We start from the raw sequence: 13,695 nt of genomic DNA, 5'->3' as shown, positions 1-13,695 counted from the left end.
TCGCCACCAGTCAGAACGTCTTAGCGCATATTCACAAAGATACCATTGGTGACGTTATCCGTAAGCCTTACAACGTGATAGATAACTTGCTTATTATGCGTTTTAATCTTTCGTTTTATATTCCCCTTATGGGATGACACCGTCTTGGCTTTGATATTCATTTGATCTGATATCTGTATTGTTCCCTGACCCTCCATCCACATACGCAGCATGCCGGATTCGGTTCGACTTAATGATAATGTCGGCAGATTCACATCAATAGCAATATCTACTTCCTTTTTCAGAATATCGCCAAGTAGTTTATCCAGTGAGTCAGGTTTAATCGATTTAGAACTAATCAATAAATTTTTTCTGACGAGTAGATATTCATCAAAATGCACGTTGGCAATTGCCATAAACACAATAAATAATGTGCTGGGATGCTGATTAATGATTTGCTTTATTTGCTGGCTATTAGCAGGATCGTGGATAAAGCAGTCCTCATTAATAAACACCACAGCGGGTTGTTGAGAGACACAGGCGAGACTGAGTTCATCAACGTTGGAAATGTTGTTGATTTCCCTTTTTTTCACTCCCCGACTTACCAGATATCCGGTTAACCCTAGTCGGGTGTAACTGCATAAATCCATAATAATCGTTGACATGGCATACCCTCACTCAATGCGTAACGATAATTCCCCTTACCTGATTATTTCATCACAACTAAACGGAATAATAACGACCCAAGATGACGCTTTCGCTGTTTTTCAGGCGAATTTACTATCCCGTAAAGTTGCGTATAATTTGCCAGGAAACATCTTAAAGTAAAGTGAATGTTGCGTTATGTGAGTGAGGCAAAAACAAATAAGCCGCGACAGAGATATCCTGGTGGATGTTGTCACTTTTTAAATTTAGGACAATCCTTAGTAAAACAGGATAAAAAATAAGGGTTATTATTTTCCAGGCATTTCGCTGACGATATCGGCCAGTAAATTAAAAATTTCACTGAATAATCGTTCGCAGAATGGCGCAATTAATGGCATTAGCGCCGCCATTAGTGAAATACCTACGGTCAGAGTGAGAGGAAAGCCGATGACGAAAACCGACAGCTGTGGTGCCATGCGATTTAACAAACCAAGTGCAAGGTTCAGCGTGAGCAGCAGCGTCATTACCGGCAGGGCCAGCATTAGCCCGTTGAGGAAAATCAGGCTGCCCGCCCGTGCCAGCGCGAGAAACGCATTGCTGTTCACCGGATTGCCGCCGATGGGCAGAGTATGAAAAGTATCTACCAGCAGCGAAATCAGCCATAAATGGCCGTTAAAGGTCAGGAACAGCAGCATGGCGAGCATGTCGATCAGTCGTGCCAGAACCGGCATATTCAGACGGCTACCTGGATCGAAGAACGTCGCGAAGGAAAGGCCCATTTGCAGGCCAATTAATTCCCCGGCGGTACGTACTGCGGCAAACGCAAACTGCATGGTGAAGCCTAATGCGATACCGATCAGGATTTGTTGCATTGCCTGCCAAAGCGCGCCAACAGAAAAGATGGGGACGTCAACGGCGGGAATCGATGGGGCGATAACGACGGTAATCATCAACCCCAGCCCCAGCTTTACCCGTTTGGGGATGGCTCGTTCACTGAGGATGGGGGCCGTTGAGATGAGCGCCAGTATGCGCAGCAAAGGCCAGAAGTATAAATTCAGCCAGTGGAGCCACTCAACGCTGGACACCTGCAACATAACGTTGTCTACCCGATGATATAGGGGATATTGCTGAACAGCGTACGCACGTAGTCGAGCAGCAGGTTAAGCATCCACGGGCCAGCAACGATAATGGCAATAAACACCGCGACAATTTTGGGGATGAAGGACAGCGTCATTTCGTTAATCTGGGTCGCCGCCTGCAGAATACTGATGATAAGACCCGTGATGAGAGCGACCAACAGCAAAGGCGCGGCAAGGGCCAGAGCGACTTTCATCGCCTCTGTGCCCATCATCATGACCGATTCAGGAGTCATTTCGCGCCTCTAACTGTAAAAGCTTTGTGCCAGCGAGCCGACAAGTAGCTGCCAACCGTCTACCAACACAAACAGCATCAGCTTGAACGGCAACGCGATTGTGGCGGGCGGGACCATCATCATCCCGAGCGCCATCAACACGCTGGCGATCACCAGGTCGATAATCAGAAACGGAATAAAAATGGTAAAGCCTATCTGGAATGCTGTTTTCAGCTCACTGGTGACATAAGCGGGCAGCAAAATTCGCATCGGCACGGCTTCTGGTCCCTGTAACGGACCGCTGTTTGCTAAGCGCGCGAAGAGTGCCAGATCGGCTTCACGGGTCTGGCGCAACATAAACTCACGCAGCGGCTGGGCGCCTTTCTCCATGGCTTCCTGCATGGAGATCTTCTCTTCGCTGAACGGTTGGTATGCGTCAACGTAGATTTTATCGATCACCGGCGACATGATGAAAAAGGTCAAAAAGAGCGCCAGGCCCAGGAGCACCTGGTTAGGTGGTGCTGAGGGGGTACCCAGCGCATTTCGCAGTAGACCAAAAACGATGATGATGCGGGTGAAGCTGGTCATCATCAGCAAAATTGCAGGCAGGAACGTCAGCGAGGTGATGAACACCAGCGTCTGCACGGGTAACGTCCAGTTTTGTCCGCCGCCCGGCAAAGGCTGACTGACCAGACCCGGGAGTTGGGCGAGGGCAACGGGGCTGAAAAGCCACAAGCCTGCCAGCGTAAGGGATAACAAACGGCGCATCAGGATCTCCCAGGACGCTTCAGAAAACTCTTCATCATGGCCTGGAAATCCGCAGGGGAGGCCGTTTTTTCTTCTGCATCGGCAGGTGCCGGGGGCAGGGTGTGCAGGACGTTAATCTGCGAGGCTGTGACGCCCAGTACCAAACGGGCATCTTCGACCTCGACAATCACCACGCGCTCACGTGGACCCAGTGAGGTACTGGCCGTGACTTTCAGCCCACGCGTACCGGCACTTTTGGGGGCAAACCCCAGACGTTTAATGACCCAGGCCGCCGCCAGGATCAAGACGATGATCCCGAGCAGCGCGCCGCTTACCTGCGCCAGCGGTGAGCCGGGAACGGCGGCGGGTTGAGAAACGGTAGCCTGGGTATTCATGATTAACGGCTCAGGCGGCGCATACGTTCAGACGGGGTGATAATGTCAGTGATACGCACACCGTATTTATCCGCAACTACGACGACTTCGCCCTGGGCAATCAGATAACCGTTGATCAGAATATCTAGCGGTTCGCCTGCCAGACCATCCAGTGCGACAACCGAACCCTGCGTCAGACGCAGCAGCTCTTTGATGGTCATACGGGTACGGCCCAGTTCGACGGTCAGCTTGACCGGAATGTCCATGATCAGGTCGATGTCCTGCAAAGCACCGCTAACGTCGCCGCCACCTAACTGCTGGAATACCGCATCGGCCGCACTTTTGGTGGGCGTGGTTTTTTGCTCGTTTAACGCGTCAGCCCACAGATCGTCCAATGCGCCAGTGTTCTCATCGGACGGATTATTCATATCACTCATTTGGGCTGTTCCTCATTCAGCGAATTCAAAATCGGGTTTATCAGATGTTCTACGCGTAACGCATACTGACCGTTTACGGTGCCATACTGGCTGGTCAGCACAGGCACGCCGTCCACATGAGCAATAATGCGGTCGGGTTTTTCAATCGGCAGTACATCGCCGGGTTTCAGTTTTAAAATCTGGGATAGCCGCAGCGGAATGTCGGCAAAGTTTGCCACCAGCTCCAGCTCAGAATGCTGAACCTGACGCACCAGATTATTGCGCCAGTTCTGATCTTCATTACGTGAGTTTTCCAGCGGCGGATTCACCAGCAGCTCACGCAACGGTTCAATCATGCTGAATGGCAGACAGATGTTAAATTCACCGGTCAGGTTGCCAATTTCAACGTGGAACGGGGTATTCACCACGATGTCGTTCGGAGAGGTAGTGATATTGGTAAATTTCACCTGCATCTCAGAACGGACGTATTCCACTTCCAGCGGGTTGATGGCCTTCCACGCGTCGCTGTAGCTTTCCAGCGCCAACTTCAGCATGCGGTTGATAACGCGCTGTTCCGTGTGCGTAAATTCGCGACCTTCGACTTTCGTCGGGAAACGACCGTCACCGCCAAACAGGTTGTCTACGGCGATAAATACCAGACTCGGTGAGAACACCACCAGACCCGTACCGCGCAGCGGCTTCAGGTGGATTAAGTTCAGGTTGGTCGGAACCGGTAAGTTGCGCGCAAATTCATGGTATGGCTGGATACGGATCGCACCCACGGTAATATCCGGGCTACGGCGCAACAGGTTAAATAATCCCATTCGGAACTGGCGCGCAAAGCGTTCGTTAATGATCTCCAACGCCTGTAAACGCTCACGTACCACGCGACGCTGAGTGTTGGGATCATAAGGACGAATATCGCTTTCTTTTGCGATACCTGAAATGGGTTCGTCTTTGGTTTCGCTATCGCCGTTGAGCAATGCGTCGATTTCAGCCTGAGAAAGAATACTGTCGCCCATGTCTTTACCGCAGAATAAAAGCTGTATAAAGAACGTCGGTGACAACCTGTTTCGGCTGCCCAACAACGAGCGGAGTCGCCAGCGTCTCTTTGATGGCGGTAATCAGCTGTTGCTTACCTTCCTCGGTGGCGAGTGTGGCTGCATTCTGACGAGAGAACAGCAGCAGCAGGCGGCTGCGCACTTCCGGCAGATATTCGTTAAGACGTGAACGTGTCGCCTCATCTTTCATGCGCAGCGTGATACCGATATACAGCACACGATCTGCATCACCCAGATTGACGGTAAAGGTATCCAACGCAAAGAATACCGGGGCTGGCGGTGGAGGCGGTTCCGCTTTGACGCTGGCGGACGGCTGCTGCTGCATGCGCCAGTAGCTATAACCCGCAGTTGCGCAGGCGGCGAGGGTAATTAATACCAGCAGAGGGATCCAAATAGCGCGTTTACTTTTTTTGTTAATCGCGGAGTCAGTCATCAGATACGGGCTTCCTGTTTCGGTACAGCTTATGGGCTGATTATCCCGTGTCCTGTCCACGACAAAGCGTGGAAAAGACGCGGATAATCATGCTACCTCTGGCGTTAGGCGAAGATGTCTACTGCGCCATCGCCGCGGGCAGCGGCTTGCAGCGAGGCTGGGGTTGCCAGTATTGCGTCATCTTCAGCGGCAAAAATGTCTTGTCCTTGAGCGCGACCAGCCTGCTGTTGCTGCCCGGAAGACTGCTGATGGCCAGCGAAGTTTTCACTGCTGATGTTGCTTTGCCCCAGTTGAATGCCGCTTTCAGCCAACTGCGTACGCAGCATCGGTAATGCGGCTTCCAGTGCGGCGCGCACGTGACTGTGCGGTGAAACCATTTGTAACTGTGCGAGGTTGTCGTCCAGTTTGAGGGAAATATGTACCTGACCCAGGTCTTGCGGATGCAGACGCAGCTCTGCGCTTTGCTGGCCCTGGCGCGTGAACAATGTGACGTGCTGGCTCAGCGATTGCTGCCATTCATGGCTACCTAACGGAGCGCTTAACACCGGCGCGGCCGTCGGTAACGGTTGTGCGTGTGTTTGTGGACCACTTAGCGGGGCCGCAGTCATGCCAATGCTGGTCGGTGACGGGGTGCTGTCGATTTCAGCTCTGGCGTTCGCCGCCGCCGTCAGCGGGGTTAGTGCTGGATTGTTTGCCTGATTAGCACCACCGCCAGCAATTGTGACATCCGCTTTGCCTTTTTTGGCATCACCCGGCAGCAATTCGTCTGCGTTATCAGTCGTCGCGCCGTGTACCGCGCCACGTGACAACACCGAAAGAGTGGCATCAACAGAGGCTGGTGCGCTGTCGACGGCAGGCGTAGCCAGTGGTTGTCCTGGCAGCATGGCGAACAGTGCGCTCAGGTTGGCGAGATCGTCATCACTCAGCGTAGTGCTTTTTTCGTCCTGCTGAGCAACTTTGCCCAGCGTCGTCAGGGCATTAGCTTTCAGTGAAGGTGTGAGAGCAGACAACAGTTGCTGAGCGTCTGTCATGTCGGCAAGAGAAGCCTCGGTTTGTTGCTCCTGTTGCGCCAACAGATCGGTTAATTTGACCGACTGTGCGGCATCGCCATTTTTTTGCAGTAACCCTTTTTGCAGCTTACTGCTGGCCGCCTGTAAGTCGGCAAGCGACAGCGGAGCGTCTTTACCCTGCGCGTCGCCCGCACCTAATGCGCCAGCCAGCAGCGCTAAAAAATCTTCGGGTGAATCTACCGCTTTGCCTGACTGAAGACCTGCGGCTACGTCGGTGTCGGTGGTAATCAGTTGGGGTAAAGTAATCATTCGGGTTTCCTCATAGCTGCGCGCTGAGCAAATTCATCCATTTTTTTCTGATCCAGACGGTTTTCGGCCAGTAACGCCGCCGAGGTTTGTCTGTCCTGCAACGTCTGCCACGCCTGTAATCGTTGTTTTTTGTCGCGCCAACTGTTCAAAGCCATGTCCACTTTTTGCGTCCACTGATTGAGCTGTTGGCGGTGTTGTTCAATCGCTTTTTCCAGCGTCTGAATGAATTGCTGGTAGTTAATCCAGCGATTGCTGGTAATACCCTGGCCCATATCGGTATTCAGATTGTTGCGATACTCATGCTGATAATCGATCAGCATTTTTAATTGTTCTTCTGCCTGCTGACAGCCACGACGCATCTCTCCTAATAAGACAGCGGCGTCATCTACCTCTTTTTCAGCCAGGTCTTTCAGTGTTGCTAACGCACCATGTTGTGCCATGACCTATGCTCTCCTGCTTAATCACACACCAGGGAAAATCAGTTCTAAAGCTTGTAGAGAATCTTCCCAGTCAGCCCGTTCAAAGATGCCTTGCTGTAAAAACGCTTCCAGCTGTGGCCATAAGGCGATGGCTTTATCCAGCATTGGATCGCTGCCTTTGGCATACGCCCCCACGCTAACCAGATCGCGGTTACGCTGGAAGCTGGACAACAACTGTTTAAAGTTGCGCACCCGTGCGTAATGTTTTTCACTAATGAGCGCGGTCATGGCGCGGCTGATCGAGGCTTCAATATCGATGGCCGGATAGTGACCCGCCTCGGCCAGATGACGTGACAGCACAATGTGGCCGTCCAGAATTGCGCGCGCGGAATCGGCAATCGGGTCCTGCTGGTCGTCACCCTCGGTCAGTACCGTATAAAACGCGGTGACTGAACCGCCGCCGTGAATACCGTTCCCGGCACGTTCAACCAGCGCCGGTAATTTGGCGAATACTGACGGCGGATAACCTTTAGTCGCCGGCGGCTCGCCGATCGCCAGGGCTATCTCACGTTGCGCCATCGCATAGCGGGTGAGGGAATCCATAATCAGCAATACGTGCTGTCCGCGATCGCGGAAATCTTCGGCGATGCGCGTGGCGTAGGCCGCGCCTTGCATACGTAACAGCGGCGAGACGTCCGCCGGAGCGGCAATCACTACCGAGCGTGCGCGACCGTCAGCGCCGAGAATATTTTCAATAAAATCTTTAACTTCGCGGCCACGCTCGCCAATCAGGCCCACGACGATGACATCGGCCTGGGTATAGCGCGCCATCATGCCGAGCAGGACGCTTTTACCGACGCCGGAACCTGCGAAAAGTCCCATACGCTGACCGCGACCAACGGTTAATAACGCGTTGATGGGGCGTACGCCAGTATCCAGAACGTGTTCAATTGCGGTACGTTGCAGCGGGTTAAACGGTGGCGTAATCAGCGCGCCGGTTTCGGTGGTATCCGGGGCGGGCAGTCCGTCGAGCGGTTTGCCGCTACCGTCCAGCACACGACCCAGCAGAGCAGGGCCAAGCGGTAATTGCTTCCCGCTTTGCAGACCTTCTCCGGCAATGTTCTTCGCGTATACGCGCGCGCCGGGCAGAACGCCTTCGACCTCTTCGAGCGGCATCAGAAACAGACGTTGACCGTTAAAGCCTACGACTTCGCTTTCAACTTCCTGGGTTTCGTTGCCATCCTGGCGTTCAATGACGCAGGTGGCACCCAGCGGCAGCTGTAACCCCGTAGCTTCCAGCACCAGCCCGGTGGCGCGGGTCAGACGACCGTAACGACGCACCGCAGGCAGCAGCGACATTTTCTCTTCGAAGTTGTCCAGCGTATTGAGCCAGCGAGTCAGGCGAGTGGTCATTACACGACTCCCGGCGCTGCCAGACGGCAGAGTTCTTGCCAGCGAGTGGCGACGCTGGCATCCAGATCGCCTTCGTCGGCTGAGACTTTACAACCGCCGTGATGCAGCGTGGGATCGCCGCGTAGCCGCCAGCCGTGCAGGCTGAGAGTGGCACCGAGCATCTCCTCAACACGCTGGAGATCGTCCGGATGTACGCGCAGCTGTGGCTTACCGCTAAACAGCGGTTCCTGTTGCAATAACTGTTGGATCTGCTTAATCAGCGCAGCGTTATCCACGATAGGCGTCTGACCAATCACCTGACGCGCAGCTTCCAGCGCCATTTGCATCAGGCGCGAGGCAATGACGCTGTCCAGTGCGTCCAGCGTATTCTGAAACTCGCTCACCAGCTGCTGCATACGGGCATGAATCGGCGCATGCTGTGCTCGCGCCTGGTTCTGGCCTTGCTCCAGCCCCTGGCTCAGACCTTCCTGATAGCCTTGTTCATGACCCTTTTGTCGACCTTCCGCCAGCCCCGCGTTATACCCTTGCTCATGGGCCTGCATTTGCAGCTGTGCGAGCTGTTGTTCAAGCTGTTGCTCTGCTGAAAGCTCGGGTTCTTCCGTCTCTTCGGACAGCGGCGTTTCGCTGTGGTCGGCCAGCACGAACTCTGCCATCGGTGGGGCGAGATCGTCCGGAGTCCAGACTTTCCACGGCAGTTCGTTAGACATAGGTATCCTCGCCGCTGCCGATCACCATCTCGCCGGTTTCCGCCAGACGACGCACAATAAGCAGAATCGCTTTCTGTTCGTTTTCCACCTGCGACAAGCGCACCGGACCGCGGTTGGCAAGGTCGTCGCGCAGAATATCGGCAGCACGTTGCGACATGTTGCGCAGGAACTTCTCGCGTAGCGGCTGTTCGGCACCTTTCAGCGCAATCAGCAGCGATTCGGAATCCACTTCCTGCAGCAGGCGCTGGATACTGCGATCGTCGACGTCCACCAGGTTTTCGAACAGGAACATTTCGTCGATAATTTTCTGCGCCAGTTCGCCGTCGAACTCGCGTACGGCGGTGATAACCGCTTCTTCCTGCTGGGTTTTCATCAGGTTGATAATTTCTGCCGCCGTTCTCACGCCGCCCATTTTGCTGCGCTTGAGGTTCTGGCCATCGAGCAGACCGTTCAGTACCTCGGTCAGTTCTGCCAGTGCGGCAGGCTGCACGCCGCCGAAGGTAGCAATACGCAGCATCACGTCGTGACGTAAACGCTCGTCGAACAGCGCCAGAATATCGGCGGCCTGGCCCCGTTTGAGGTGCACCAGAATGGTGGCGATAATCTGCGGATGCTCGTCGCGGATAAGGTCGGCGGCGCTTTGCGGCTCCATAAAGTTGAGCGTTTCAATGCCGCTGGTGGTATCGCGGGTTTCCAGAATATCTTCCAGCAGGCTGGAGGCGCGTTCCTCGCCCAGCGCTTTCACCAGCACGGAGCGCAGATATTCGTTGGCGTTGATATTCAGCGCGGCAAACTGTTCTGCTTCTTGCTCAAATTCGGCCAGCACTTCCGTCAACTGTTTGTTGGAGATCTGGCGTACGTTCGCCATCGCTGTACTCAGCGCCTGAACTTCGCGCGTGGAAAGGTGTTTAAACACCTCAGCAGCGCGATCTTCGCCAATGGTCATCAGCAGGATGACGCTTTTATCGGTACCGGTAAGGGCATTACTCATGATCGTTACTCATCCACTGGCGAATGACCAGCGCCACGACGCGCGGATCGTTATCTGACATTTCACGAATACGCTGGCTCATCACTTCTGCACCCAGACGCTGATTCGTACGACGCTGCTGGGTCTGTTCGTCTTTGCTGAGGCGAACTTCTACCGCTTCTTCGGTTTCCTGACGAATACGCGTTTGTTCTTGTACCGCTTTTGCTTCTTCGCTGCGGCGAACCAACTGCGGACGAACAGCCTTACGCCACAGGATCCAGGCAACAAGCAGAACCAGTAACCAACGGCCTGCGGTCATCAACTGATCAATAAAGAACGGCTGTTTCCAGAACGGCAGCTCGCCCATGGAATCGTCGGTCGCCGTGAACGGAGAGTTCACCACGTTCAGGGTATCGCCACGTTTGTCGGAGAAGCCCATCGCTTCGCGGGTCAGATCCTCAATCTGTTTCATCTGATCGGCGGTTAGCGGCAGCGGTTTGCCGTCCGGCAACGTTTTATAGTTGACCACCACTGCAACCGAGAGACGCTGCACATCGCCGACGTTCATTTTGGTGTGGCGAATGGTACGGTCGACTTCATAATTGCTGGTTTCATTGCGCTGCGTACTGCGTGGTCCGGCATTATTGCTGTTATTTGCCGTCTGCGTGGTTTGCGCATTTTGCTGATTAGCCGGAGGGTTGGCGATTGGCGCGGTATTCGCCGGTGCTGGCTGATTAGACAACGCGCCCGGTACGCCGCCTGGCGCTCCGCTTCCGATCTGCTCGCTGACGTTTAACTGACGTGAACGTAGCACGGCCTGGGAATCATCACCGTTTGGACGGTACTGTTCTTCGGTTTGCTCTTTATTAGCAAAATCCAGCTGCGCGGTGACCTGCGCATGTACGTTACCGTTGCCGACAATCGGCGACAGGATCGATTCGATACGGCGTTGAACGCGGCCTTCGACATCGCTGGCGTATTTCAACTGCGCATCGTTAAGATCGCGGCTGCTGGTGTTCGACTGAGTTAGCAGATGACCCGCCTGGTCGACCAGCGTAACGTTGCCCGGCGGTAACCCGGCGACAGCGCTGGAAACCAGATGCGTAACTGCACTGATCTGACCTTCATCCAGTGCACGGCCCGGTTCAAGGTTAACGGTCACGGAGGCTGAAGGCGCTTTTTGCTCACGCACAAACAGCGACGGTTTCGGCATTGCCAGATGCACGCGGGCGCGTTTTACCGGTCCCAGCGTTTCAATGGTACGGGCTAATTCACCTTCCAGCGCACGCTGGTAGTTGACCTGCTCGCTAAACTGGCTGATACCAAACTTTTCCTGATCCAGCAGTTCAAAACCAACGGCGCCGCCTTTCGGCAGGCCTTGCTGCGCCAGACGTAAGCGCAGTTCGTGGACTTTATCGGCAGGAACTTCTATAGCACCGCTTCCCTCAGTAAAACGATAGGGAACGTTCATCTGCGTCAGTTGGGTGACAATCGCGCCACCATCCTGATCGGAAAGATTGCTGAACAGCGTGCGATAGTCAGGCGCTTTGGCCCACAGGACCATCGCCACGATGATAGCGACGGCAGCGGCTCCCGCCACAATCAAAGGAATTCTGGGATTCGCGCGCAGGCGGTTTAACCACTCGAGAGGTTTAAGCTGGGTTGCAGTCGATGCTGTCGCACTCATCTCGCACCTCGTGGCTTATCGTGGACGGCGTTTTTTGCAAAGTGGAACAAGACTCACTCCCGGGTCAGCAAACTCGAAAAATTGACGGTCTCATTATTTGCGGTTTCGAATTTTTCTATGCGTTAAAAACCGTGGTTTTTTATCGTTATTTAACGCCTTTATCTTATTGACTAACTGGTAATCTCAGCTACGTAAAAAATCATCCAGGGGATCAGAATGTCGGCAATACAGGGGATTGAAGGGGTCATCAGCCAGTTACAGGCCACGGCGATGTCAGCAAAAACGCAGGATATGCAGCCACAACCGACCGTGAGTTTTGCCGGACAACTGCATGCGGCGTTAGACAGAATCAGCGATGTGCAAACCGCGTCCCGTACGCAGGCTGAGAAATTTACCCTGGGTGAGCCGGGCATTGCGTTAAATGATGTGATGACCGATATGCAAAAAGCGTCGGTATCGATGCAGATGGGTATTCAGGTGCGTAACAAACTGGTGTCGGCGTATCAGGAAGTCATGTCGATGCAGGTGTAGGGACAACGTGCAGAGAATGTTTGCCGGATAAGCGCAGTGCCATCCGGCAACCAGTTACTTCTGAATCAAATAGCGGATCGTTGGACCATCCTGCTGAATATCCAGCACCGTATAGCCGTGATTACGCGCATCCAGTGGAATATTGTTGATTGACTGCGGGCAATCGCTCACCACTTCCAGAATTTCACCTTTCTTCAATTGCGGCATCGCTTCCAGCGTGGCTACAGCCGGGTACGGACACGGTTCGCCGACCATATCGAGGCGATAATCAGGCACGATATTTTTCATACAGACTCCTTGGCAGGCGTCAGCCCTGCGCGACGGAAGAAACGTTTTTCCCAGCCGATAATGAGCATCAGCGCGGCAAACAACAGCAGATAGGTCACCAGCAGACCGCCGAGCGGGCCGAAGGTGTTGAGCAGATTCACTTTGTCCCAGTTAGTGGCAAGCGCGGGAGCAAAATCATCCCAGTAGTAGGCCAGAATGGTCGAGCCAATAACGTTGCCCAGACCAACCCACCAGTAATGCACCTGGCCTTCAACGGCGCGATACATCCAGCCGGTTTCACATCCGCCCGCTAAAACGATGCCAAAGCCGAACAGCAAGCCGCCAATCACCGCATTCGGACCCGCCCACATGATTTTAGGCTCGACGCCCAGTTGCACATAGCTAAAGATACCGATGGCGCTGACCGCCATCCCGAAGATGATCGCTTTTGCCATATGGGTGCGACCGGAAATCCACAGGTCGCGGAAGGCGGAGGTGAAGCAGATTTGCGCCCGTTCAATCAGCAGTCCGAACCCAACGCCGAACAGCATCGCCAGACCGAGCTTGGGTTTATCCATCGCCGTGAGTAGCGCCCAGCCGATCATGCCGATAAACACCAGCATGCCCAGGCGGAAACGGCGACGCGCCTGATCCGGTTTTTGCGTCAGCGGGGAAGCGGCGGAGACTTTCTGCATTTTGACCGGAATACGGAATATCGGCAGCAGGGTAAAACGTGCGCCAAACCACGAGCCAATGGCTGTTGCCAGCGCAAAAAACCAGGCGTGTAGCGAGAACTGTGGAATGCCGGTGAAGAACGCGGCCAGGTTACACCCCATCGCCAGACGGGCGCCGAATCCGGCAATAATCCCGCCGACTATCGCCTGCATGATGCGTATCCGACTGCGCGGCATGCGAAGTTTGACGTTGTTGGCCCAGAGTGCGGCAGCAAAACAGCCGCCGAACATACCGAGGATCATCATACCGTCGATGCGGGTCAGGGGTGAGCCTTCAAGATGGATCAGCTTGTAGTAACCCCACTCTTCGGCGTGAACGCCAAATAATTGCAGGATTTGACCACCCCAACGGGTGAATTCACCGGTCACGGCCCAGAAGGTTCCCGTAATGCCGAAATAGTAAGTAGAGAGAATACCCGCTGCGATGACCGCAGGGGCAGGGGCCCAAAATTTAATTAACCAGGCCTGTTTGAAGTGTTGCCATGACATGCGTTTTGCCTCTGAACTCAGAAGGTATGTAACAAGAAGTGTGGATACTACACCGATCAGAATTTTTGACTATGAGTAATAAGAGGTAACACCGTCTGGATCAATCTTTCTCAATGCCACCGAAAGGCTGGCGGCATCAGGCCTTTAATGCCA

Annotated in this window: 16 protein-coding genes and 1 pseudogene; 1 reads left to right on the top strand and 16 read right to left on the bottom strand. The window is 54.0% G+C overall.

The features are described from left to right. Positions 1–20: 20 nt before the first annotated feature. The 14 genes and pseudogenes from rcsA to fliF form a co-directional block, all read right to left on the bottom strand. Positions 21–644: a transcriptional regulator RcsA gene (rcsA, locus tag C2U43_RS15680; RefSeq protein WP_103285454.1), complete on the bottom strand. Its 624-nt coding sequence runs from the start codon at positions 642–644 to the stop codon at positions 21–23. Between the two features lie 233 nt (positions 645–877). Then, positions 878–1,718: pseudogene (fliR, locus tag C2U43_RS15675) on the bottom strand (flagellar biosynthetic protein FliR). Between the two features lie 8 nt (positions 1,719–1,726). Further along, on the bottom strand, positions 1,727–1,996 hold the full coding sequence (fliQ, locus tag C2U43_RS15670; RefSeq protein WP_008785117.1) for a flagellar biosynthesis protein FliQ: 270 nt from the start codon (positions 1,994–1,996) through the stop codon (positions 1,727–1,729). A gap of 9 nt (positions 1,997–2,005) precedes the next feature. Beyond that, a complete protein-coding gene (gene fliP, locus C2U43_RS15665) occupies positions 2,006–2,743 on the bottom strand; it encodes a flagellar type III secretion system pore protein FliP (RefSeq protein WP_003834056.1) in 738 nt (245 codons plus the stop codon). Beyond that, positions 2,743–3,120: a flagellar biosynthetic protein FliO gene (gene fliO, locus C2U43_RS15660; RefSeq protein ID WP_103285453.1), complete on the bottom strand. Its 378-nt coding sequence runs from the start codon at positions 3,118–3,120 to the stop codon at positions 2,743–2,745. The genes fliP and fliO overlap by 1 nt, the downstream gene beginning before the upstream one ends. Further along, positions 3,120–3,533 carry a flagellar motor switch protein FliN gene (gene fliN / locus C2U43_RS15655; RefSeq protein WP_003030433.1) on the bottom strand — a complete coding sequence of 138 codons (414 nt, stop codon included), beginning with the start codon at positions 3,531–3,533 and terminating at the stop codon, positions 3,120–3,122. Before fliN ends, fliO begins: the two co-directional genes overlap by 1 nt. Then, a complete protein-coding gene (gene fliM / locus C2U43_RS15650) occupies positions 3,530–4,534 on the bottom strand; it encodes a flagellar motor switch protein FliM (RefSeq protein ID WP_003030434.1) in 1,005 nt (334 codons plus the stop codon). Before fliM ends, fliN begins: the two co-directional genes overlap by 4 nt. A 4-nt stretch (positions 4,535–4,538) precedes the next feature. Next, positions 4,539–5,006 carry a flagellar basal body-associated protein FliL gene (fliL, locus tag C2U43_RS15645; RefSeq protein ID WP_003834054.1) on the bottom strand — a complete coding sequence of 156 codons (468 nt, stop codon included), beginning with the start codon at positions 5,004–5,006 and terminating at the stop codon, positions 4,539–4,541. Between the two features lie 104 nt (positions 5,007–5,110). Continuing rightward, positions 5,111–6,325, bottom strand: coding sequence for a flagellar hook length control protein FliK (fliK, locus tag C2U43_RS15640; protein WP_103285452.1), 1,215 nt, complete (start codon positions 6,323–6,325; stop codon positions 5,111–5,113). Continuing rightward, positions 6,322–6,765 (bottom strand): flagellar export protein FliJ, encoded by a 444-nt coding sequence (fliJ, locus tag C2U43_RS15635; RefSeq protein ID WP_003834052.1) that lies wholly within the window; start codon positions 6,763–6,765, stop codon positions 6,322–6,324. Before fliJ ends, fliK begins: the two co-directional genes overlap by 4 nt. A 21-nt stretch (positions 6,766–6,786) precedes the next feature. Continuing rightward, complete coding sequence (gene fliI / locus C2U43_RS15630; protein WP_003030440.1) at positions 6,787–8,157, bottom strand: flagellar protein export ATPase FliI; 1,371 nt, start codon at positions 8,155–8,157, stop codon at positions 6,787–6,789. Then, positions 8,157–8,864: a flagellar assembly protein FliH gene (gene fliH / locus C2U43_RS15625; protein ID WP_003834049.1), complete on the bottom strand. Its 708-nt coding sequence runs from the start codon at positions 8,862–8,864 to the stop codon at positions 8,157–8,159. Before fliH ends, fliI begins: the two co-directional genes overlap by 1 nt. Then, positions 8,857–9,855 (bottom strand): flagellar motor switch protein FliG, encoded by a 999-nt coding sequence (fliG, locus tag C2U43_RS15620; RefSeq protein WP_003030443.1) that lies wholly within the window; start codon positions 9,853–9,855, stop codon positions 8,857–8,859. Before fliG ends, fliH begins: the two co-directional genes overlap by 8 nt. Further along, positions 9,848–11,521, bottom strand: a complete 1,674-nt coding sequence (gene fliF / locus C2U43_RS15615) for a flagellar basal-body MS-ring/collar protein FliF (RefSeq protein ID WP_008785112.1) — start codon at positions 11,519–11,521, stop codon at positions 9,848–9,850. The genes fliG and fliF overlap by 8 nt, the downstream gene beginning before the upstream one ends. A gap of 216 nt (positions 11,522–11,737) precedes the next feature. Between fliF and fliE the strand changes: the two genes are divergently transcribed. Continuing rightward, complete coding sequence (fliE, locus tag C2U43_RS15605) at positions 11,738–12,052, top strand: flagellar hook-basal body complex protein FliE (RefSeq protein WP_079935374.1); 315 nt, start codon at positions 11,738–11,740, stop codon at positions 12,050–12,052. Between the two features lie 54 nt (positions 12,053–12,106). On the opposite strand, the gene yedF is transcribed toward fliE, so the two are convergent. Both yedF and yedE read right to left on the bottom strand, forming a co-directional pair. After that, on the bottom strand, positions 12,107–12,340 hold the full coding sequence (gene yedF / locus C2U43_RS15600; protein ID WP_000790504.1) for a sulfurtransferase-like selenium metabolism protein YedF: 234 nt from the start codon (positions 12,338–12,340) through the stop codon (positions 12,107–12,109). Further along, positions 12,337–13,563, bottom strand: coding sequence for a selenium metabolism membrane protein YedE/FdhT (gene yedE / locus C2U43_RS15595; RefSeq protein ID WP_442861433.1), 1,227 nt, complete (start codon positions 13,561–13,563; stop codon positions 12,337–12,339). Before yedE ends, yedF begins: the two co-directional genes overlap by 4 nt. Between the last annotated feature and the right edge of the window lie 132 nt (positions 13,564–13,695).

It is taken from the genome of Citrobacter freundii complex sp. CFNIH9 (assembly GCF_002903305.1).
Classification (GTDB): Bacteria; Pseudomonadota; Gammaproteobacteria; order Enterobacterales; family Enterobacteriaceae; genus Citrobacter; species Citrobacter portucalensis.
The sequence above is the reverse complement of the archived record's forward strand: the minus strand, read 5'-3'. Positions and strand labels throughout refer to the sequence as shown.